Origin of the sequence: Streptomyces termitum (assembly GCF_014650175.1) — a bacterium.
Lineage (GTDB): Bacteria > Actinomycetota > Actinomycetes > Streptomycetales > Streptomycetaceae > Streptomyces > Streptomyces termitum.
Genome location: NZ_BMUL01000021.1, coordinates 34,113 through 55,322, shown reverse-complemented (window position 1 = coordinate 55,322; position 21,210 = coordinate 34,113). Strand labels below are relative to the sequence as shown.

At 73.6% G+C, this 21,210-nt stretch carries 17 protein-coding genes; 9 read left to right on the top strand and 8 right to left on the bottom strand.

The window, feature by feature from the left end; translation table 11 throughout:
* The 7 genes from IE219_RS28575 to IE219_RS28545 all read right to left on the bottom strand — a co-directional run bounded on the left by IE219_RS28575 (window position 1) and on the right by IE219_RS28545 (window position 7,328).
* A complete protein-coding gene (locus tag IE219_RS28575) occupies window positions 1-2,319 on the bottom strand; it encodes a hypothetical protein (RefSeq protein ID WP_189982715.1) in 2,319 nt (772 codons plus the stop codon).
* 31 nt (window positions 2,320-2,350) lie between these two features.
* The gene (locus IE219_RS28570) at window positions 2,351-2,794 is read right to left on the bottom strand and encodes a hypothetical protein (protein ID WP_189982713.1); all 444 of its coding nucleotides are present in this window, start codon (window positions 2,792-2,794) and stop codon (window positions 2,351-2,353) included.
* A gap of 152 nt (window positions 2,795-2,946) precedes the next feature.
* On the bottom strand, window positions 2,947-3,243 hold the full coding sequence (locus tag IE219_RS28565) for a hypothetical protein (RefSeq protein WP_189982711.1): 297 nt from the start codon (window positions 3,241-3,243) through the stop codon (window positions 2,947-2,949).
* 73 nt (window positions 3,244-3,316) lie between these two features.
* The gene (locus IE219_RS28560; protein WP_189982709.1) at window positions 3,317-3,655 is read right to left on the bottom strand and encodes a hypothetical protein; all 339 of its coding nucleotides are present in this window, start codon (window positions 3,653-3,655) and stop codon (window positions 3,317-3,319) included.
* A 99-nt stretch (window positions 3,656-3,754) separates the two neighbouring features.
* Entirely contained in the window at window positions 3,755-5,305 is a 1,551-nt protein-coding gene (eccB, locus tag IE219_RS28555; protein WP_189982707.1) for a type VII secretion protein EccB, read from the bottom strand.
* A 53-nt stretch (window positions 5,306-5,358) separates the two neighbouring features.
* Window positions 5,359-6,738: a type VII secretion integral membrane protein EccD gene (gene eccD, locus IE219_RS28550; RefSeq protein ID WP_189982705.1), complete on the bottom strand. Its 1,380-nt coding sequence runs from the start codon at window positions 6,736-6,738 to the stop codon at window positions 5,359-5,361.
* A 173-nt stretch (window positions 6,739-6,911) separates the two neighbouring features.
* The gene (locus tag IE219_RS28545; RefSeq protein WP_189982703.1) at window positions 6,912-7,328 is read right to left on the bottom strand and encodes a hypothetical protein; all 417 of its coding nucleotides are present in this window, start codon (window positions 7,326-7,328) and stop codon (window positions 6,912-6,914) included.
* A 320-nt stretch (window positions 7,329-7,648) separates the two neighbouring features.
* Between IE219_RS28545 and eccCa the strand changes: the two genes are divergently transcribed.
* Window positions 7,649-11,704: a type VII secretion protein EccCa gene (eccCa, locus tag IE219_RS28540; RefSeq protein WP_373298907.1), complete on the top strand. Its 4,056-nt coding sequence runs from the start codon at window positions 7,649-7,651 to the stop codon at window positions 11,702-11,704.
* Window positions 11,701-14,232 (top strand): hypothetical protein, encoded by a 2,532-nt coding sequence (locus IE219_RS32355; RefSeq protein WP_268256867.1) that lies wholly within the window; start codon window positions 11,701-11,703, stop codon window positions 14,230-14,232. Before eccCa ends, IE219_RS32355 begins: the two co-directional genes overlap by 4 nt.
* A 64-nt stretch (window positions 14,233-14,296) precedes the next feature.
* Here the strand turns inward: IE219_RS32355 and IE219_RS28530 are convergent, their stop codons facing one another.
* Window positions 14,297-14,893 carry a TetR/AcrR family transcriptional regulator gene (locus tag IE219_RS28530; RefSeq protein WP_189982700.1) on the bottom strand — a complete coding sequence of 199 codons (597 nt, stop codon included), beginning with the start codon at window positions 14,891-14,893 and terminating at the stop codon, window positions 14,297-14,299.
* A 171-nt stretch (window positions 14,894-15,064) separates the two neighbouring features.
* Between IE219_RS28530 and IE219_RS28525 the strand changes: the two genes are divergently transcribed.
* The 7 genes from IE219_RS28525 to IE219_RS28495 all read left to right on the top strand — a co-directional run bounded on the left by IE219_RS28525 (window position 15,065) and on the right by IE219_RS28495 (window position 21,168).
* Window positions 15,065-15,853 carry an AfsA-related hotdog domain-containing protein gene (locus IE219_RS28525; RefSeq protein WP_189982699.1) on the top strand — a complete coding sequence of 263 codons (789 nt, stop codon included), beginning with the start codon at window positions 15,065-15,067 and terminating at the stop codon, window positions 15,851-15,853.
* A complete protein-coding gene (locus IE219_RS28520) occupies window positions 15,846-16,577 on the top strand; it encodes an HAD family hydrolase (RefSeq protein ID WP_189982696.1) in 732 nt (243 codons plus the stop codon). Before IE219_RS28525 ends, IE219_RS28520 begins: the two co-directional genes overlap by 8 nt.
* Window positions 16,578-16,662: 85 nt before the next feature.
* Window positions 16,663-17,289 (top strand): hypothetical protein, encoded by a 627-nt coding sequence (locus IE219_RS28515; RefSeq protein ID WP_189982694.1) that lies wholly within the window; start codon window positions 16,663-16,665, stop codon window positions 17,287-17,289.
* Window positions 17,286-18,116 (top strand): hypothetical protein, encoded by an 831-nt coding sequence (locus tag IE219_RS28510; RefSeq protein WP_189982692.1) that lies wholly within the window; start codon window positions 17,286-17,288, stop codon window positions 18,114-18,116. The genes IE219_RS28515 and IE219_RS28510 overlap by 4 nt, the downstream gene beginning before the upstream one ends.
* A gap of 67 nt (window positions 18,117-18,183) precedes the next feature.
* On the top strand, window positions 18,184-18,915 hold the full coding sequence (locus tag IE219_RS28505) for an SDR family NAD(P)-dependent oxidoreductase (RefSeq protein WP_189982691.1): 732 nt from the start codon (window positions 18,184-18,186) through the stop codon (window positions 18,913-18,915).
* Between the two features lie 100 nt (window positions 18,916-19,015).
* On the top strand, window positions 19,016-20,056 hold the full coding sequence (locus tag IE219_RS28500) for a DMT family transporter (RefSeq protein WP_189982689.1): 1,041 nt from the start codon (window positions 19,016-19,018) through the stop codon (window positions 20,054-20,056).
* 50 nt (window positions 20,057-20,106) lie between these two features.
* Window positions 20,107-21,168 carry a 3-oxoacyl-ACP synthase III family protein gene (locus IE219_RS28495; RefSeq protein WP_189982687.1) on the top strand — a complete coding sequence of 354 codons (1,062 nt, stop codon included), beginning with the start codon at window positions 20,107-20,109 and terminating at the stop codon, window positions 21,166-21,168.
* Window positions 21,169-21,210 lie beyond the last annotated feature (42 nt).

Below are 21,210 nucleotides of genomic sequence, written 5' to 3'. Positions count from 1 at the left end.
TCAGCGGCCGATGACCCCGCTGACGGAGCCGGTGTCGGTGCCCCAGGTGTCCTCGTCCTCGGTCAGCCAGGTGGTGCGCTGCCGGTCCTTGCCCTGGTTGGGCTGGCCGCCGCCGGCCGCGCCGGGGTTCATCGGCGGCATCATCGGGGACTGCGCGGTCTGGGGACCGCCCGCTCCGGTGCCGCCCCCGGAGCCCGTGCCCGTACCACCACCGGTTCCGGTGCCGGAACCGCCCCCGGAACCGGTGCCCGTGCCGCCGGCGGTGGCCTGCGTACCGCTCGGTTCGCCGAGCATCCGGGCGAGCCGCTCGCCGGTGCCGCCGACGCCGCCGCCGACGACCGACGAGACGCTTTTTCCGCTGCCGCCACCGAGGCCGGAGCCGCCGGAACCGAGGCCGTTCAGGTCGAACTTGCGGCCGCTGCCGCCGGTGTTGATCCCGTCGAAGACGTTCTTCCCGCCGGTGGTCGGGTTCTTCTGCTCGGGGCGGGAGGAGAGGGCGTGCTCGGCGTTGGTGAGCATCTGGTGACTGCGGCTGATCGGGTTGCCGTTGGCGTCGATGACGATGCCGTCCTTGAGGGTGGCGCCCTTCGGCAGTACGTAGGGGTTGCCGTTGGCGTCGAGGAGCGGCTTGCCCTTGGCGTCGACCACGCTGCCGTCGGGCATGACCTTGGCGCCCTCGGGAAGCCGGATCCGGTCGTAGCCGGCGCCCGGCGTGCCGCCCGTCTGGTTCTCCTCGCGGGTGGGCGGCTGCGGCGTCCCCGTCTTGGCGCCGGGGGGTGCGACGATCTGCTTGCCGTTCGAGCCGAGGACCGGGTTGCCCTTCGAGTCGTAGACCTTGCCGTCCTTGCCGATGCGGGAGCCCGGCGGCAGCATGACGGGCTTGCCGTCCGCGCCGGTGACGGGCTTGCCGTTCTTGTCGAGCAGCGGGACGTTGTTGCCCGTGCCCGGTCCCGAGCCGGGCTTGCCCGTGGTGGTGTCGGGGACGGTGATCGGCGGGGGGATGGTGGGCGGGGCGGGCAGCCCTCCGGGATTCTTGCCGTTCCCGTTCTTGCCGTTTCCGTCGCCCTCTTTGCCGGTGGTCAAGTCGGGCACCTTGATGCCGCCGCCGCCCCCGCCGCCGATGCCGCCTCCGGAGCCGCCCGCGCCGTCGCCGTTCCCGCCCAATCCGTCGGGCAGGCCGGAATCCCCGCCACCGGGCCCCCCGGGGCCTCCAGGTCCACCCGGGCCGCCGGTACCACTGGGGAGGGCGAAGTTCGGTTGGTGGAGCACCGGGGCGAGCGCGGCGGCCAGCTCCCGGTAGGCGTCATCCATGATGTTGGTGTAGGTCGTCGCGGTCGTGTCGAGACTCTCGGTCTCCTTCAGCCACTCGGCCTTCGCGTTCTGCTCGACCATCCGGACCCAGTCGGGGGAACTGACGTCCTTCCCGTCCTTGTCATAGAGGGCGACGAAGTCGGAACTGGTGCTGGTGGAGGTGCCGCCGCCGCCCGCCACGGTGACCGTCGTGGTCGTCGTCCAGGTGGTGTGGAGCGTGGCGCCCTGCATGAGGGCGTAGAAGTTGGCGCGCAGCAGCTCCACCCCGTTGTGGGTCCGGTAGGCCTGCGTCGTTCCGTCGGCCTTGGTCAGGTCCTTCTGCTTCTTCTTCCAGTCCTCGAACCCGTTGTACATGCCCCAGTAGGCGGCGACGAGCCCGATCTGGGAATTCTCCAGCAGGGTCACCAGGTTCTTGGGCGTGGTGATGTCCAGCCAGACCTTGTACATCTCGCCGTAGATGACGTTGACGAACTTCTTGAACGAACCGGCGGCGCTGCCCCGCCACTCGCTTCCCTCGGACTCCAGATCGTCGCCCCATCCCTTGATGATGGGGTTCCACTTCTCCATCCACTTGACGACGCCGTTCAGTTCGTTCTTCGCGTTCTCGAACGTGTAGGGGTTGACGACGTCCGTCCTCGCCGTCGTCGGCCCGCTCACCAAGGGGAGGAGTCCCTTGTTCGGCTCGTTCAGGAACAGGTTGTACGGCGAGCTGCCGTCGTCGAAGTAACCCGCCCAGTTGGCACTGAAACCCACGACGTACCGGGCTTTCCGGCTACCGTAGGTGGAGACGAACTCCCACCAGAAATCGAAGATCGTCGAGTAGTCCTTGCTGAAGGAGACGTTCTTCTCGATCCTGAAGGTCCCGAAGTCGGACCAGTCCTTGGAACCCGGGCCGGCCACCATGTTCCGTGTCGTCAGGGTCCCGGTGCTGTCCAGGAAGATCTTGATGGAGTCTTCCCAGGCCCACTTGCGCGTCGGCGGCGTCGTTCCGGTCGGCTGTTCGCTCACACCCGGCTCCTTTCTCCGGTGGTACAGGGGGTCACGGCGAGGAAGTGGTTCCGGAATTGCCGGTGTTCTGGCCGTCCCGCTGGATGTAGCCGAGGAGCTCCCACATCTCGGCCGTGTCGAGGGAGTCCCCGACCGCCTCGCCCAGGATCTGCTTGACGCTGCCGAGGTTGATGTAGCCGCTGTTGGCGATGGCGTTGAGCTTGCTCAGCGCCGTGTCCAGCTCTCCGGCCACCTTGGCGAACAGCCTCTGCACCTGCTCGGCGCTGGCCAGGGCCTTCGTGTTGCCCGGGACGAGCCGGCCGTAGTCGCCGACGAGGGTCTGGTTCTTCCACTCGGCGAGCCTCGTGAGGTAAGGGTCCGAGGTGAACTCGTTCATCAGGCTCTCGAACGCCTTCTGCTTGGCGAGCAGAACGTCCAGCGAGACCGTGGTGGAGTCGCCGCCGTCCTCGTTGTCGTCGGGTTCGCTGGTCGCCATGGGCCCTCTCCTGTCCTGGTGCCGTCCCCGCGTACGCGGTCCGGCACGGAGAACGGAAGCCCCCCGCCCCGGGGTTCAGCCCGGGCCCGGGAACGGCGGAACCCGGCGCGCCGGCACGAGGGCGGCGGGCCGGGTCCCGGGCGGCGCGGGGCTCAGCGCTGGAACAGGTAGGCGCTCTTGCGGTCGCCGTTGCGGATGATGCCGTGGGCGTCCGCCAGCAGGTCCGCGCCCTTGTCGAACTGGTGCGACAGCGTGGAGTCCAGGTTGTTCACGACCTGCTTGAACTCCTCGAACTCCTTGGCCGCCTCACCGGTGAACTCGGACTGGATGGCGCTGAGGCGCTGCACGATGGTGTTCACGGCCGAGCTCATGGCGGCCGCGACCTGCTTCATCTGGTCGTTGGCGTCCTGGAGGGCGCCGTGCTTGATGTCCATGTCCATGGAGTCCATGCGCGTTCCTTACGGCAGAGGGGAGGAAAGGGAGGGAGAGGGGGAAGCGAAGCGAAGGGAGGCTTCGCCCCGGTCACTTGCTGAGGATGTCGTAGACGTCGCCGTCCCACATGTCCATGTTGGCGTCCGCCTCGCCGGCGGTGTCCGTCATGACCTTGCTGGTCATGCCGACGGCGTCCACGAGGTCCTTGTACTCGGCCATCACCGTGCGGTAGCCGCGCTGCCAGTTCTCGATCTTCGCGATGAACTTGGTTCCGGCGGTGGACTTCATGCTGTCCGCGACCTGGCGCGCGATGTCCTCGGACTGCGTGTAGGACCGCTCCATCGTCTGGAGGTGCTCCTCCAGCTCGTTGAGGGTCTGGGTGAGTACCGCTGACGAGACCTTGAGGTTGGCGTTGGGCGCGTCGGTCACCTGAACTCCTTTGTCGTACGGTCGGGGTGGTCCCCGGCAGGAAGAACGGGGCGCTCACGGCGCGGGGTTCACGCCGCGACCGCGTTACGGCCCCCGGTCCTACGGCGCGACCGCGCCCAGCGCGCGCTCCGCCCCGGACGTCCCGGCCCGCGGGACCTCCAGGGCCTCCCCGGCCTTCACGCCCTTGCCGCCCGCGGGCTCCGCCCCGGGGCAGACCGGTGCCGGCACGCCCGCCGTCACGTCGACGACCCCCGCCGCCGCCAGCGCCGACGGGTCCAGGGCCGGGCCCGACGGCAGCAGCGACAGCAGCGTCGCCGGTACGCCCGTGTCCACCGCGCCCGGATAGCCCAGGGCCTTCGCGGCGTCGTCCGTCGGCAGCGGGTACTTCACGCCGTTGTCCGCCACCAGGTACGTCACCCCGGCCGCGCCCGCCCCGGACAGCGCCCGCACCAGCGCCCCGCCGCCGGGCCGCACCGCGACCAGGTCCGCCGCGCCGCACCCCGCCGTCACGCCCGGCTGGGGCGTCACCGGACGGCCCGCGACCGCCGCCGCGTCGGCCACGGTCACCAGGGTGGAGACCCCGCCGCCCGCCGCCGGCCGCACCGCCGTGCACACGCCCTGCCCGGCCCCCGGCTCCACCAGCTTCGGCGGCGCCTCGGGAAGCCCCCCGGCCGGCAGCGTCCCGGCCGGTGCCGAGTGGGCGGCCAGATCGGCGGCGCCCACCGCCACGGCGACCGCCGGCGCCCCCGCGTACGCCTCCCGCTGCGTGCGCGGATCGCCCCGCAGCAGCTCGAAACGGGTCCGGTCGAGCGCCGCCAGACCCTTCCGGGTCAGCACGTACGGCTCACCGCCCGGGCCCGTGAAGAGCTGCCCGACCCGGGTCGCCCGCCCGGCCAGGGCGGGACCGGCCGCACCCCGGCCCGCGATCTCCGGCAGCGCCAGGTCGGGGCCCGCCGGAAGGGAGTTGAGATAGGCGGCCGCCACCGGGAACGGGGTGGCCGTGCCGTAACCGAGCGCCGTCGCCGCGCCCGCGCCGAGCCGCAGCCGCCGCCCCTGCCACAGCACGTGCCCGGTGCCGTCCGAGGCCGCCACCAGCAGCCCCTGGTCCGGGCCGAGCGCCCGGCCGGAGCCCGCCGCGCCGACCGCCACCGACACCACCGGGCCGGGCCGCCCCGACGGCCCCGCCGCCACCAGGCCGCACACCAGCCAGTCGCCCCGGGCCAGCGCGGACGAGGCGGGCAGCCCGTCCGGCGCGCCCACGATCCCCAGCGGGCCGCCGCGCGGCACCGCCCCCAGCGACGCCTGCCCGACCTGCGTGACGGTCATCCTGGACCCGGCGACCAGCCGGGCGCTGGCCTGGTTGAGGACCGGCCGCAGCTCCCCGCCGACGAACAGGTACCGGGCGCCCGTCTCCTTCACCACCACCAGGGTCCCCGGCTTGGCCCAGCCCGCCGAGCCGCCCGGCTTGATCGCCCCGTACAGGCCCATCACCAGGGCGATGACCACGGCGATGAACAGCCCGGTCCGCACCCCCCGGACGGTCCGCCGGGTCGGGAGGTCCAGCGCGTCGGGCTCGCCCCGCAGCATGCCGGCCCCGAGCCTGCTCATCACGAACAGGTGGGCCTGCACCTGGTCGCGCCTGGACTGCATGTGAACTCCTGGAGGGGGAAGGGGTGTCGGGCGTCAGGGGCGGTGCGGGGCGCTCAGCCGGTGAGCCCGCGCACCCAGGTGAAGACCCCGGCCTCGGCCAGCGCCAGCGGGATCAGGCTCAGCGCCAGCGCGCTGTGCAGCAGGTCGGCGGCCCGGCCCCAGTACGGCAGCAGCCGCCGCCCCGGCACCGTCCACGAGAAGACCGCGAGCGCCGCGGCCACCGCCACCAGACCGGTCAGCAGGCCCAGCCGGCCCGTCGCGCCGAGCGACAGCGCCCACCCGGCCGCGAGCAGTGCCAGCCCGTACACGCCGGGCACGATCAGGGCCAGCCGCTGCCACCGGGAACCGACCTCGCGGACGTGCAGCACCAGCAGCAGCGACAGCACGGCCGCCAGCGCCACCGGCGCCCAGCCCGGCGCGGGCGCCATCAGCGTCAGACAGCCCGCGCACAGGGCGCCGGTCACCACGTGGAAGGCGGTCAGATAGCCGTCGGCCACCGCGCTGCGGTCCACGACCTCCCGCGCCGGATACGGCTCGATGTCCTCCTGGAGCTCCTCCGCCCGGCGCGGCAGCGCGGGCAGCTTCAGCCCCGACAGCCGGAAGGCGAAACCGGGCAGGAACGCCCCGGCGGCCACCACGAGCACCGCCAGCGCCCCCGCCGTCTCCGACGGCGACAGGCCCACCAGCGCGAGCGTCCCGGCCACCGACGCGGCGACCGCGGTGACGAGCAGCCCCAGGAAGAGCGGCGCCGAGCAGGCCACCGACGCCAGCGCCAGGACCGAGGCCCCCGCCGCCGCCGAACCGCCCGCCAGCAGCCGGGCCGCCGTCAGGTCGCTCTCCCCGGCCGGCAGCAGCGCCCCGGCCAGCGCCAGATAGGGCACCGCCGCCGCGCCGAGCGCCGTACCGGCCCCCGCGTCGCCCACCGCCCGCGCGGCACTGCCCGCGCCGAGCAGCAGCAGCGCCCCGGTGCCGGCCGCCGCCACCACCCGCAGCGGGCCGAGCCCGCCGGACAGGGCCAGCAGCACGAAGCCGCCCGCCAGCGCGAGCAGCGCGACGCCGAGCGCCAGATGGTGGGTGAGGGCGGGGCTCCAGCCGTCGCCGCGCCGCTCCAGACCGGCCGCGACCCCGTCGACGACATCGTCGAAGTGGACCTCCGGCAGGGCCTCGCGGCGCATCCGCAGGTAGAGCCGCTCGCCGTCGCGCAGCTCCAGCGCCTCCGCCGTCCGCTCCTCGTCGAGCGGCTCCTCGCCGAGCCGCTGGAGCACCCAGCCGCCCGCCTCGACGGCCTTCTCGTCCAGGTCGTCCCCGGAATAGCCGACGATGGTCGGCAACAGGTCCGCCAGGGGGACGTCGGCCGGTACGGAGAGCTCGACCACCTTGTGCGGCCCGTGGAACCTCAACCGGCACAGCCCCGCCACCGCGCTACCGCTCACTGCCCGCGTGTCCTTCCCGCTGTCCAGCCGAGGCCGGAAAACCCTCGGCGGACAGGGGAACGGAAGCACCCCGCCCCCGGGTTCAGCCGGAAGCCCCCGCACGCCACTCCACCGGCCACCCGCCGCCCGCACGGGACCCGGCCCCCTCCCGCGCCCGCACGGGACCCGGTCCCTCAGTCGTCCCCGCGCCCCGCGCCCCGCAGTTCCCGTACGAGCGCCTCGACGCCCTCCTCGCCGTGCCGGGCCACCAGGGCGGCGGTCAGCCCGGCCACCGAGCGCCGCTCGTCCTCGCTCCAGCGGGCCGCCGACGGATGCTCGTCGACCACGAACACCCGCGCGATCAGCAGCGCCTCCGGATCCGGCAGTCCGGCCGGGGCGGTCGTCCCGAGCAGCCGGACGAGGACGCCCGTCACCTCGGTCGCCGTCGCCTCCGGCACGTCCAGCCCGGTCACGGCCCCGGCCAGCGGGTCCACGTCCTCCGGGCCGACGTCCGGCAGCCACGTACGCGGCGGCACCCCCGCCCCGTACGCCTCCCGGGCCCCGGAGCCCGGCCCGCCGCCGTCCCCGGCGCCCTCGCCCGCCCCGTTCACCGCTCTCCTCCCGACGCCGTCCCGGCGGGCGTACGCACACCGCCCCGGCCGCCCCGGCGACCGCCCGGACCGGCCGGGACGGCGCCCCGGCCGACCCGACGGGCATCCGTACGCACGCACGTTCTCCCCCCGATCCTCCGCTCCCTCCCTGCCGCAGGGATCAACGGACCTCCCCGCCGTCGGGGTTCATCCGGCGTTCACCCGGGGGGAACCGCGCGGCCGGGGTGAACCGTCCCGCACCGTCCGTCCGTTCCCGACTGACGAGGAAACCGCACGAAGTCGGCCGCCCGGCGTGCGCCAGGCGTGAGGAGCGTTGTTCGTTGAGCGTGGTGCAAGTCAACCGCCCGCCGCGGCGGCCGGGCCCCGAGATGCCCGACGGCGAGATCCAGCTCCAGGAGCCGCCCGGCCTGCCGGAGAAGCAGAGCGGCGTGGGAAGCATCATCACGATGGTGCCGATGGCGCTGTCCTCGCTCTCCATGGTCTTCATCTTCCTGCGGCCCAACGGCGGCATGATGACGTACATCGCCATGGGCACCATGGCCGTGTCCGCCATCGGCATGATCGTCACCCAGATCATGCGCGGGAACGCCGACCGCAAACAGGAACTCACCGGCGAGCGCCGCGACTACCTGCGCTACCTCGCGCAGATGCGGCGGCAGGTCCGCAAGGAGATCCTCCAGCAGCAGGAGGCCCTCGCCTGGCGCCACCCCGACCCGGCCGAACTCCCCTTCCTGGTCCGGACCTCCCGCCTGTGGGAGCGCCGCTCCTCGCACCCCGACTTCAGCGACGTGCGGATCGCGCTGGGCTCCCAGCGGCTCGCCGTCCGCCTCGCCCCCCTCGCCACCAAGCCCGTCGAGGACCTCGAACCGCTCAGCGCCCACGCGCTGCGCCGCTTCATCCACGCGTACGGCTCCATCGCCGACCAGCCCGTCGCCATCCACCTGCGAGGCTTCGCCCACGTCCTGGTCCGCGCCGGGGACACCGAACCCGGCACCGGTACGGACCCCGGCGCGGAGAACGGCGCGGAGGGCGGCCCCGAGGACGACCGGGCCCGCGCCCTGCTCCGCGCCGTCCTCGCCCAGATGGCCACCTTCCACGCCCCCGACGAACTGCGCGTCGCCGTCGTCGCCGCCCCCGACCGGCGGGCCCACTGGGAGTGGACCAAGTGGCTCCCGCACGCCCTGCACCCGCACGAGACCGACGGCGCGGGACCGCTGCGGCTCGTCGCCGCCAGCATCGGCGAGCTGGAGCAGCTCCTCGGCGAGGAGTTCGGCGCCCGGCCCCCGTACGAGCCCGACGCCACCCCCAGCCGCGACGAGCCCTACACCGTCGTCGTCCTCGACGGCGCCGTCCTCACCGGCCCCCACCGGGTCGCGCTCGGCGGCTACCGCAACGCCACCGTCGTCGACCTCGGCTCCACCCTGGAGTGGAAGCACGGCCGCCTCACCCTCCGGCTGCGGATCACCGGCGCCCCCGACACCCCCGGCACCCTGGAGATGGTCGGCGCCGACCGCAACCGCAAGGACCAGGTCACCCCGCTCGGCGTCCCCGACGCCCTGACCCCCGCCGCCGCCACCCGGCTGGCCGCCGCCATGGCCCCGTACCGCCTCGGCGACAGCATCGACGCGGGCGAACCCCTGGAGACCGACTTCGACCTGGCGGGCCTGCTCGGCATCCCCGACCTGCACCGCTTCGACGTCAAGGAGCAGTGGGCGCGCCGCAACCAGTCGAACAAGCTCCGGGTCCCGCTCGGCCTCGGCCCCGACGGCACCCCCATCGACCTCGACATCAAGGAATCCGCCCAGGGCGGCATGGGCCCGCACGGCATGCTCATCGGCGCCACCGGCTCCGGCAAGTCCGAGCTGCTGCGCACCCTCGTCCTCGCCCTGGCCCTCACCCACTCCTCGGAGATCCTCAACTTCGTCCTCGTCGACTTCAAGGGCGGCGCCACCTTCCTCGGCCTCGACGGCCTGCCGCACACCTCGGCCGTCATCACCAACCTCGCCGACGAGGCCGACCTCGTCGACCGCATGCGCGACGCCCTGCACGGCGAGATGATCCGCCGCCAGGAACTGCTGCGCGCCGCCGGAAACTACGCCTCCCTCCTGGAGTACGAGACCGCCCGCGCCGCCGGCACCCCGCTCGACCCGCTGCCCACCCTCTTCGTCGTCGTCGACGAGTTCTCCGAACTGCTCGCCGCCCACCGCGACTTCATGGACCTCTTCGTCATGATCGGCCGCCTCGGCCGCTCGCTCGGCGTCCACCTGCTGCTCGCCTCCCAGCGCCTCGACGAGGGCCGCGTGCACCAGCTGGAGTCCCACCTGTCGTACCGGATCGGCCTGCGGACCTTCTCCGCCATGGAGTCCCGGGGCGTCCTCGGCGTCCCCGACGCCTACCAGCTGCCCTCCCAGCCCGGCAACGGCTACCTGCGCAGCGACATCTCCACCCTCAGCCGCTTCAAGGCCGCCTACGTCTCCGGCACCTACCGGCCCAAGCGCCGCCCGAACGCCCGCCGTTCGGTCATCGAGGGCCAGGTCGTCGCCCTCGGCACCGAGTACGTCGCCCCGCACGTGCTGCCCGTCGCCCCCGACCCGGAGGAGGAGGCGGTGCCCGAGGAGACCGGCAGCCTCCTCGACATCGCGGCCGAGCGCCTCACCGACGCCGGACCGCCCGCCTACCAGGTGTGGCTGCCGCCGCTCGGCGTGCCGCCCACCCTGGACGAACTGCTGCCCCCGATCGGCCCCCACCCCGACCACGGCTTCACCGCCGAGGGCGAGGCCCGCGGCACCCTCAGGGTCCCCGTCGGCGTCGTCGACCGGCCCTTCCAGCAGCTCCGCGACCTGCTCGTCGCCGACCTCGGCGGCGCCGACGGCCACATCGGCGTCGCCGGCGCCCCGCAGTCCGGCAAGTCGACCCTCATCCGCACCCTGATGACGGCGCTCGCCCTCACCCACACCCCCGCCGAAGTGCAGTTCTACTGCCTGGACTTCGGCGGCGGCGCCCTGTCGAGCCTGCGCGGCCTGCCGCACGTCGGCGGCGTCACCGGCCGGCACGACCCCGACCGGGTCATCCGCACCATCGCCGAGGTCAACGCGGTCATCACCCGCCGCGAGAAGTACTTCGCCGAGCTCGGCATCGACTCCATCGCCTCCTTCCGCCGCAAGAAGGCCGCCGGGGAACTCCCCGACGACCGGCACGGCGACGTGTTCCTCGTCATCGACGGCTGGAACACCCTCCGCCAGGAGTTCATGGACCTGGTCCAGCCCCTCACCCTGATCTCCCAGCGCGGCCTCAACTACGGCGTCCACCTCGTCGTCGGCACCACCCGCTGGGGCGAGATCACCGGCGCCCTCCGCGACCAGCTCCAGACCCGCTTCGAACTCCGCCTGGGCGACGCCGTCGACTCGGTCGTCAACATGCGGGCGGCGGCCAAGGTCCCCAAGATCCCCGGCCGCGGCATCACCGCCGACCAGATGCACTTCCTGTGCGCGCTGCCCCGCATGGACGGCATCGGCACCGCCCACGACCTCGGCGAGGGCGTCGCCGACCTGGTCGACGTCGTCGCCGACCACTGGACCGGCCCCCGCGCCCCCGAGGTGCGGATGCTCCCGCTCGTCCTCGACGCCGCCGACCTCCCCGCCCCCCACGGCTCCCTGCGCATCCCGCTCGGCCTGGAGGACACCGAGGTCCAGCCGCTGTGGCACGACTTCTCCCAGGACCCGCACCTGATCGTCGTCGGCGACAGCGAGACCGGCAAGACCAACCTGCTCAAGCACATCGCGACCCAGATCATGCGGGCCTACACCCCCGACCAGGGCCGCCTCATGCTGGCCGACTTCCGCCGCGAGATGTACGAGACCGTGCCCGAGGAGTACCGCCTCGGCTACGCCGTCTCCGCCGACCCGCTGCGCCAGATGATCACCGGCGCGGGCAAGGCGATCGCCAACCGGATCCCGTCCGCCGACATCACCCCGGACCGGCTGCGGCGGCGCGACTGGTGGAGCGGGCCCGAACTCTTCGTCCTCGTCGACGACTACGACCTCGTCAACGGCTCGCTGTCGTCCCACCCCTTCGCCGCCGTCCTCGACAACCTCGCCCAGGGCGCCGAGATCGGCCTGCACATCATCGTCGCCCGCTCCGCCAACGGCGCCTCCCGCGGCCTGTCCGACCCGCTCCTGCGCAAGCTCCAGGACGTCAACACCCCGGCCGTCCTGCTCTCCTGCCCGCCCACCGAGGGCTACCTCTTCGGCGGTACGAAGCCGAAGGTGCTGCCCACCGGACGCGCGCAGCACATCACCCGCCGCCGCACGGTCCAGCTCCAGACCCCGCTGCTCGACCCCGACGGCGGGACCCCGCAGAACGGACACGAAGGATGACCGCCCCCGCCCCCGCCACCGGAACGGGGACGCATCCCGTCGGCCCGCACGTGGTGATCGCCTCCGAGGAGACGGCCGCCGCCCTCGCCCCGGTCCTGCACGAGCTGCCGCCGCTGCCCGGCGCGGTCCTGGTCCTCGCCGCGGCCCCGGACGCGGCCCCCGTCCTGCGCGGCGCCCTGCCGGACCTGGTCGGCCTCGCCCGGGAGCGCGGCGCCACCGGCCTGGTCCTCGCCGCCTCGGGCCTCGCCGCGCCCGCGCCCGGCGGCGAGCGCCCGGTGGCGTCGGTCGCCCGGACGGCTCGGTTCACGGTGATCGCCCCGGACGGCACGGTCAGCGTCGAACCCGACGGCACCCTGAGCGTCGACGGACCGGGCGGCTGGTGGCTCGCGGCCCCGGGGGAGGAGCCGTACGACCTGGGCCCCGGCTGGCCGCCGCTGCCGGAGCCCGGGAACCCGGCACTCCCGGAAGCCCCGGGGGAGCCGGAAGCCTCGGAGGAGCCGGAAGCCTCGGGGGAACCGGAAGAGGAACAGGAAGAGGCGCACGAAGAGGACCTGCTTCCGCCCCCGCCCCCGCCGGTCCCCGTCAGGGCGGAGTCCGGGGGCGGCGCCCACGCCTTCGACCCGTCCCCCGTCCAGGATTCCCCCCTCCACGATTCCCCCGTCGGGGAGACCGCCGCCGAGCGGACCGACGATGAGCGGGCCGACGGCGAGCGGACCGGGGAAGAGCCAGGGGAAGAGTCCGGGGGAGAGACCCGTACGGTCCCCGGCGGGGTCTGGCTCGGCGCCCCGCCCCGGGCGATCGAGCCGCTGATCGGCGCCGCCCCGGACACCTACCTCCTGGGCGTCGGCTCCCCGGCCCGCCCCGCGCTGCCCGCCGGCGAGCTCCTGGACCGGGTGCCGGCGGACGCGGCCGGCGCGCGCCACCTTCTACTGGCCGCGCCGTGGGCCGACCCCGCCGACCTCGTCGCCATGGCGACGGCGCTCGCGGACGACCTGGGCCGTACGGTACGGGCGGCGATCGGCCTCCCCGTGCGCACGGCCGACGACCACGCCACCACCTTCCTCGACGGCCGGGGCGCGCCCACCTGGCAGCCCCTCCTGGTCGAACTCGCCGCCTCGCCCGACCGCCACCGCGTGGCACCGTCCGCGTGGCTGCGGCTCTCCGGCCCCGAGGAGGCGGGCCCGGCCCGGTACGCGTGCGCGGACGCGGCGGACTGGACCGCCGAAGCCGTCCCGGCGGGCCTCTGGCTGCGCCCGGCGGGCGGGACGCCGGACCCGGCCCCGCGCACGAGGAGGCCCGACCCGGCCCGCCCGGTCCTGGTCGTGGGCGACGGCGAGCACCCGCTCCCGCCCGGACTGCGCGGGGCCCTGCCCGGCATCCTGGCCGCGCTGCCGGACCTGGGCGCGACGGAGCCGTACGGCCTGGTGCTGCACGGCGCGGCGTCCGACGAGGACACGGTCCGCACCTGGGCGGAGGAACTCTCCCTCCACCACCGGCCCCCGGCGCCCGCGCCCACACCCGTACCCGCGCCCACACCCGTACCCGCGCCCGTCCCCGTACGGGATCCCGCTCCCGAACCCCCGACCGGGGAAGCCCCGCCCCCGGCCCCCGAACCCCAGGCTTCCGAATCCCCGGTCCCCGAAACTCCGGCCCCCGAACCTCCGGTCTCAGAGCCCCCGGCCCCGGAGCCCCGGCCGCAGAAGCCCCCCGCGCCCGCGCCCGTGCCCCCCGCGGCTTCCGTCCCGGCTCCCGCCCCCGGCGGCAGGAGCGGGCCGGACGACCGGGCGGCGCTCCGGGCGCTGCTGGGGGAGAAGTACCACATCCTGGCCAGCAAGACGGAGCTGCTGGCGTCCCGGCTGCCGTCGCTGCGCTCCCTCGCGCAGGACGGCCTCAAGCCGGACCTGGTGGCCATCGCGCTGTACCAGGACGACGCCACCGACCTGGTGACCCGCGAGGGGCTGGCGGCGGCGGCGCGGGCGGCGGCCCCCGGCCCCCTCACCCCGCTGCTGCGCTGCCTGGACTCGGGGCTGCGCCGGCTGCCGGGCCACTACGGGGCGGTCATGCTGGCGGCCCCGGTGGAGCGGGTCCCGCTGGACCGGTACGCGCCGGGCGCGGTCCTGGTCGAGCCCGCGGCGGTGGCGGCGGTGCCGGCGTGCGACGCGGAGCTGGAGGGCGCGGTCGAGTTCGGCGTCTGGTCCACCACGGGCCGCCGCACCTCGGTCTTCCTCGGCACGGACGACGAGCCGGAGGTGGTGTTCCCGCCGGGCACGGCCTTCTCCGTCCTCGACCTGTGCCTGCCGGAGGACGAGGCGGCGCCGATCCGGGTCCTGCTCCGCGAGATCTCCGCGGCGGAGGCCCGTCCCGAGGCGCGGGCCGACGAGCGCTTCCGCAAGCGCGACGACCAGGCCCGCACCCGGCTCACCGAGTGGTTCGAGCGCCGCGACATGCTGGAGACCGCCGACCGCCGCCCGCTCCCGGACGCGGCCCGCTTCCACGTGGCCCCGGGCGCCGTCCCGCACCAGCGGTGACCCGCGCGCGCCGGGCCCGTCCGCTCCCCACCCGGGAACGCACGGGCCCGACGCGCGTCCGGGGTTACGCCTCCTGGTCCCGCGCGGTCGCGGCGTCGACGACCGCCGCCCCCTGCCGCAGCAGCGTCTCCCGCAGGGCGTTCGGGTGCGCGTCCCGGGTCGTCAGCAGGGCGCGTTGCTGCTCGGCGACGAAGGGCCAGGTCGCGACGGCGATCAGGGTGAGGACGAGATGGGCGGTCTCGCTGCGGCCGATCCCGCCGAGCGCCTCGTCCAGCTTGGCGCACTTCGCCTCGTAGTAGGCGGCCCGCGCCTGCTGGTCGGGGAAGCCCTGGCTCCCGTAGTGGAGCCCCTCCCAGGCGATGAGCCGGGCGAGGGTGGGGTCCTTGGAGTGGTAGTCGAAGATGTCACCGACGTACCGGCGGGCCGAGTCGAGCGAGTCGGGGACGGGGACGTGGAGGCCGAGGTCCTCGTACGCGGTGCTGATGACCGCTGAGAACAGGCCCTCCTTGTTGGTGAAGTTCGCGTAGAGCCGCTGCTTGTTCACGCCCGAGGCCGCGGCGATCGCGTCGACGCGCGCGCCGGCGATCCCGTGCTCCGCGAACTCGGCCCGCGCCGCGTCGAGCAGTTTGCGACGCGTGTTGAGGGTCCTCTCCGTTTGCATGTGACCAGTATAGAGATACCAACCATCTAGTTAGTTCCAAGACACCGCAAAGAAACCAACTAGATGGTTGCACCGCTCGCCGAGGATCCGTAGCGTGATCGTCGTCGCAAGGGATTGCGGCGCATCCGTCACTACAACGGTGCATCCGTCACGACAACAGGGGATTCAGTCATGTCCGGAGACACACAGGCACTGGTGGTCGTCGGCGACCGCTTCGTCGGCTTCGCCGCACAGGAAGGCGTCGTCACGGTGTCGCAGTTCCTCACCGAACTGCGGGCCGGCGCCTACGAGGAGGGAACGGCCCGCGCCGTGCGCGCCGGCCAGGGGGTGGGCGACTTCGAGTGGCAGCTCGTCCGCGAGCAGCTCCGCGCCCACGGCCTGGAGCACCGCATGCCGCCGGTCCGGCCGGGGACCGAGCTCGCCTCCCGCTCCGAGTGCCACAAGTGCAGCGAGCCCAACGCGCTCATAGCGGACCTGCGCCGGGTGGACGACCGGCTCTTCCACGCCGCCCTGCGCCTGCACAACGACAACGAGTTACTCCTCGACCACCAGACCGGACAGCACGTCCAGGGCATGGTGGCCGTCGAGGCCGCGCGGCAGATGTTCCTCGCGGTCAGCGAGCGCTTCTTCGCCTCGGCGCATCCCGAGCGCCGCTACTACTACGTCATCGAGTCCATGAACACGGACTTCGAGAACTTCCTCTTCCCGGTCGACGCGCGGATCGAGTACCTGGTGAAGACCGCCGACACGAGCGACCCCGAGAGGATGTCGTTCGAGGTCGAGATCGGCCTGTTCCAGGCCGGCCGCCGGGCGTCCGCCAGCCGCGTCGTCTTCAGCGCCTTCGACGAGCGGACGCTCAAGCCGAAGGAGCACCGCCGGGCGGCGCAGGCCGTCGCCCACACCGTGGCGGACACCGTGACCCGGGCGGCGGCCGACCTGCGGGAGCCCGCCGGTGTCTGACCACGACGCCACCCCGGACAGCGCTCCCGCCACCACCTCGGACGCCGCTCCCGCCGTCGCCTTCTTCGACGTCGACGAGACGCTGATCTCGGTCAAGAGCATGTTCCGCTTCCTCGACTTCTACCTGGCGGCCAAGGGTGAGGGCCCGGCCACCTACCGGCGCCTGGCCGGGGAGCTGAGCCACATGGCCGCCATGGGAGTGGCCCGCGAGGACGTGAACCGCGCGTACTACCGCTTCTACGCGGGCGAGTCGGAGCGCGACCTGACCCGCTGGGGAGCCCGCTGGTTCGCCCAGGAGAGCCGGCGGGAGGACTTCTGGCTCCCGGAGTCCGTCGCCGAACACGCCCGGCTCCGCGAGCGGGGCACCCCGACCGTCCTGGTCTCCGGCTCCTTCTTCGCCTGCCTCGACCCGATCGCCGAGGAGCTGGGCGCGACCGACGCCCTCGGCGCACCGGTCCTGGTCCACGACGGGCGGCTGACCGGCGAGATCGCCGAACCGGTCATCGGCGAGGGCAAGGTGCGCGCCGCCCGCGCCTGGCTGGCCGGCCGGGGCGTCCCGGCCGAACGCTGCGCCGCGTACGGGGACCACACGAGCGACCTCCCGCTGCTGCGGGCCATGGGCGAGCCGGTCGTGGTCGGCGACGAACCGCGCATGGCGCGGCTCGCCGAGGAGCGGGGCTGGCGGCGGCTTCCGGGCCCGGCCCGGACCCCCGCCGCGGTGTGAACACCCCGTACCACCCGCTCACTCGCCCACGCACCCATCCGTTCATCCGTTCATCCACACACACCGATTCCCGGAGGGATCCTTCATGTCCGCTTCCCTGATCGTCACCTCGGAGCTGTCCGTCAAGCCCGACCTGGTCGACGAGGCCGCCGCCGCGTGGCACCGCCTGCAGGGGGAGTCCCCCGTCCCCGACCGCTCCCTCTACCGCGGTCTCGACGGCACCTCCCTGCTGGAGTTCACGCCGCTCTCCGCCCTCACCGACGTCGAGGCGCTCCGCCCCGACTGGCAGCGCCAGTTCGAGGAGCTCGCCCCGTTCGCGGAGGGCGACTTCTCCCGCGAGCTGCTCGGCTTCGTCGAGGCCCCGAAGCCGACGGAGCTGGCGCTGCCCCGGACCCGCTACATCCAGATGCGCCACGTCGAGGTGAAGCCCGCGCAGTACGCCGCGTACCGCGACTGGCGCGAGGCGACCATCTTCGACGTCGTACGGAACCACGACGACGTCCAGGTCTTCCTCGCCTACCACTCGGTCCTGAGCAGCGAGCCGGGCGTCATGTTCGTCTCCGGCTTCGACTGCCCGCCCGAGCGGTACAACACCGCCTTCACCTCGTCCCGTTACCAGGAGATCGTGCGGCAGGCGGGGGACCGGTACATCACCGGCGGCGACCGCGGCCTCTACACGAAGTTCTACGAGCGCGTAGAGCAGCAGCGATGACGGCGAACCGCTCGTACGACCTGAGCGTCACGACGCAGGGACCCGCGTACCCGCCCAGCGAGATCATGAACAAGGACGGCGACTTCGTCGTCATCGGCCGGCTCAACACCCGGTCCGGACCGAGCTGGGGGCGGGCGGTGGTCTCCGCCGCCAGCCCGCTCCCGCCGCTCGGCGAGGACCTGCCGTACACGATCGTGCGCCGGCTGCCGGACGAACTCGACGAGCGGGACCGGGAGATGGAGCTGTACACGCTCCCCCTGCCGCTGCCCTGCAACAACTACCCGATGCTCTTCGCACCGGAACAACGCCCCGACGCCCACCGGATCGAGCGCCCGAGCCACCCGCTGCACCGGGCGCCGATACCGGACCTGCGGGAGGCGGACGGGCCCCGGCTGCGGGACCCGATCACCCTGGGCCAGTGGATCAGGGCGCGGGGCCAGCTCGACGTCACGCTGACCCCGGACCGGCGCGCCGCCCGCTTCGCCTTCTCGTTCACCGGACTCATCCCCGACAGCGTGTACACGGTGATGTCGCTGCGCGAACGCGACCTGGACCCCGCGGGGCCCACCCGCCCGGGACCGCTCGGCGTGCCCAACGCCTTCTACAGCGACGAGCACGGCATGGGCCACTACCGGGCCGAACTGCCCGACCCCTTCCCCGCCCCCGGCACGCCCGGCGGGAACCGGGTGATCAACGTCGTGGTGCTGTGGATGAGCTACCAGCAGAACTACGGCGGCGCCATCGGCCACTTCGGCCTCGGGGGCGACATCCACGCCCAGCTCAAGCTCCGGGGCCCGCACTTCGGCGAGTTCACCACCCGCGACTGACCCGCGGCCCTCGCCCGTCCCGCCCTTTCCCACCCCGCCCTTTCCCTCCCCGCACGAAGGAACACCCATGTCCGAACCCCTGCGCCCCACCGCACTGATCACCGGAGCCGACCGGGGCATCGGCCTCGCCCTGGCCCGCCGCCTCGGCGCGGAAGGCGCCAACCTCGTCCTGCACTCCCACGACGCCGAGAGCCTGCGCGCCACCGTCGAGCGCGAGAAGTGGCCGGAGGAGCGGCTGCACACCAGCGTCCTCGACGTGTCCGACGCGGCGGCCGTCGAACGCGCCGTGGCCGAGGCGATGGACCGCTTCGGCGCCATCGACCACCTGCTCAACGTCGCCGGCATCGTCCACTTCGGCGGCATCGAGAAGTGCACGGTCGACGAATGGGAGCGGACGCTGCGGACGAACCTCACCGGCTACTTCCTCATGGCCCGCACCGTGCTCCCGCACATGCGCGCCGCCGGCTCGGGCGTCATCGTCAACATGTCCTCGATCTGGGGCCGCCGCCCCGCCCCCGGCACCCTCGCCTACTCGGTCTCCAAGTACGGCGTCGAGGGCCTGACCAAGTGCCTCGCCGAAGAGGCCAGGCCCTGGGGCGTCAAGGTCTCCAGCCTCGTCCTCGACAAGGTGGACACCGGCTTCCGCGACGGCATGGCCGAGTACGTCTCGTACGACGAGGAGCAGCGGGACCGGATGCTCTCCGCCGACGACGTGGCCGACGCCACCTGGGCCGTCCTCAGCAGCTCCTCCCGCGCCCACCCGTCGTCCATCGAACTCGACGCGTGGCGCTGGGTCTGACCCCGTCCGTCCCCCCAGCCCCTCACCCCCCACCCCCACCCTCCCCATCCCCCCCACACCCCCCACCCCTCGAACCACCAGAGACGGGACCGCACTCCTCATGTCCTCATCCAAGACCCTGACCGGAGTCACGGGCGGCCTGACCACCGCACTGGCCTGGGGCGGCATGTTCGCCGTCGCCCGGTCCGCCTACGACCACCTGGACCCCTTCCACCTCACCGCCGTCCGCTTCGCCCTCGGCGCCCTCATCTTCCTGGCGCTCCTCGCCGTCAGGGAGGGCGCCTCCGCCTTCCGCTACGAGGGCAACCTCGCCAAGCTCTGGATCCTGGGCACGGTCGGCTTCGCCGGCTTCAACCTGCTCACCTACGTCGGCCTCCAGTCCATCCCCGCCCAGAGCTCCTCGCTCGTCGTCGCCACCATGCCCCTGGTCACGGTGATCGTGCTGTGGATCAGGACCAAGAGGAAGCCGGCGCCCCTCGCGCTCGCCTTCACCGTCCTCGCCCTGGTCGGCCTGACGATCGTGCTCGGCGACGGCAACCCGCTCGCCGCCTTCTCCGGCGGCCTGGGCACCGGCGGACTGCTCACCCTGATCGGCGTGATCTGCTGGGTCGTGTACACCACCAGCGCCGCGCAGTTCGCCGGCTGGTCGCCGCTGCGGTACACCGCGCTGAGCTGCCTGCCCGGCACCCTCAGCATCCTGGTCGTCACCGCCGTCAGCCAGGCGGCCGGCTGGACCGGCAGCTTCGGACCGGGCGCCTACCTGGACGCCTGGTGGCAGATCCTGTACGTCGCCGTCCCCGCCACGGCCGTCGCCATCCTGACCTGGAACATCGCCAACCGGAACCTCGGCCCCACCAACGGGGTGCTGTTCATCAACCTGGTCCCCGTCACCGCGTTCGTCGTCTCCGCCTTCCAGGGCCACACCCCGACCGGCGCCGAACTCACCGGCATCAGCCTGGTCATCGTCTCCCTGCTCGGAGCCAACCTCGCCGGCCGCCGCCACGCCGCCCGCGCCGCGGCCGCGGCCCCGAGCGCCCCCGGTACGCCCCCGGGCCCCGGCACCGCCCCGGAAGCCGGTACGGCCCCGGGCACCGACACGGGCCCCGCGGCCGGGAAGGCCCCGGCGACCACCCGCCACTGACACGGCCGGCGACCCCGGCCGACCGCCGCCACAGGAAAGGCACACCACCCATGTCCCGCACCACATCGCCCTGCGTCACCGGTGTCTGGTACACCCAGGGCGGCGAACTCGAACCGTCCGCCCCCGCCTCCGCCACCACCCTCGGCGTCCTCGGCACCGGCTCCTACCTGCCGTCCCGCACGGTCGCCAACGACGAGATCGCCTCCCGCACCGGCGTCACCGAGGAATGGATCCTGCGCAAGACCGGCATCCGCTCCCGCCACTACGCCGCCGCGCACGAGGCCACCTCCGACCTCGCCGCGCACGCGGCCCGCGCCGCCCTCGCGGACGCCGGCATCCGCCCCGGGCAGCTCTCCTACGTCATGGTCGCCACCTCGACCCCCGACCACCCCCAGCCCGCCACCGCCGCGATCGTGCAGCACCTCATCGGCGCCGAGAACGCCGCCGCGTTCGACGTCAACGCCGTCTGCACGGGCTTCCTCTTCGCCCTCAACACGGCCCACCGCATCGTCCCCGAGGACGGCTACGGCCTCGTCATAGGCGCCGACATCTACTCGCGGATCGTCAACCCCACCGACCGCAGGACCGCCGTCCTCTTCGGCGACGGGGCCGGAGCCGTGGTCATCGGCCCCGTCGACCGCCCCGCCGGACTGATCGCCACGAACCTGCGCACCTTCGGCGACCTCCACCGCACCATCGAGGTCCCCGCCGGCGGCAGCCGGCTGCCCGCCCGCCACCACGGGCCGGACGACCCGGCGCACTACTTCGCCATGCACGGCCGCGCCGTCCGCGACTTCGTCACCGAGCGGCTCCCGTCGGCCGTCAAGGAGATCCTCCGCGACACCGACACCACCCCGGACTCCGTCCAGCACTTCATCCCGCACCAGGCCAACGGCCAGATGCTCCAGGAGATCGCCCCCACCCTCGGCCTCGACCACGCCGTCCACCACCTCGTCGTCGAGTCCACCGCCAACACCGGCGCCGCCTCCGTCCCCCTCACCCTCGACCTGGTCAACGGCCGGGGCGCCCTGAAGGACGGGGACACCGTCCTCCTGTCGGCCTTCGGCGGCGGCATGTCCATCGGCACGACCCTGCTCCGCTGGGCGGCGTAATCACGGCACAGGACCCCGGTTCCCCACGGAACCGGGGTCCCG

What these genes read in the sequence shown, in the direction of transcription:
- IE219_RS28570 (WP_189982713.1), bottom strand. Translation starts at nt 2,794, where the DNA reads ATGGCGACCAGCGAACCCGACGACAACGAGGACGGCGGCGACTCCACC.
- eccB (WP_189982707.1), bottom strand. Translation starts at nt 5,305, where the DNA reads ATGCAGTCCAGGCGCGACCAGGTGCAGGCCCACCTGTTCGTGATGAGC.
- IE219_RS28495 (WP_189982687.1), top strand. Translation starts at nt 20,107, where the DNA reads ATGTCCCGCACCACATCGCCCTGCGTCACCGGTGTCTGGTACACCCAG.
- IE219_RS28525 (WP_189982699.1), top strand. Translation starts at nt 15,065, where the DNA reads ATGTCCGGAGACACACAGGCACTGGTGGTCGTCGGCGACCGCTTCGTC.
- IE219_RS28565 (WP_189982711.1), bottom strand. Translation starts at nt 3,243, where the DNA reads ATGGACTCCATGGACATGGACATCAAGCACGGCGCCCTCCAGGACGCC.
- IE219_RS28515 (WP_189982694.1), top strand. Translation starts at nt 16,663, where the DNA reads ATGTCCGCTTCCCTGATCGTCACCTCGGAGCTGTCCGTCAAGCCCGAC.
- IE219_RS32355 (WP_268256867.1), top strand. Translation starts at nt 11,701, where the DNA reads ATGACCGCCCCCGCCCCCGCCACCGGAACGGGGACGCATCCCGTCGGC.
- IE219_RS28505 (WP_189982691.1), top strand. Translation starts at nt 18,184, where the DNA reads ATGTCCGAACCCCTGCGCCCCACCGCACTGATCACCGGAGCCGACCGG.
- IE219_RS28530 (WP_189982700.1), bottom strand. Translation starts at nt 14,893, where the DNA reads ATGCAAACGGAGAGGACCCTCAACACGCGTCGCAAACTGCTCGACGCG.
- IE219_RS28510 (WP_189982692.1), top strand. Translation starts at nt 17,286, where the DNA reads ATGACGGCGAACCGCTCGTACGACCTGAGCGTCACGACGCAGGGACCC.
- IE219_RS28500 (WP_189982689.1), top strand. Translation starts at nt 19,016, where the DNA reads ATGTCCTCATCCAAGACCCTGACCGGAGTCACGGGCGGCCTGACCACC.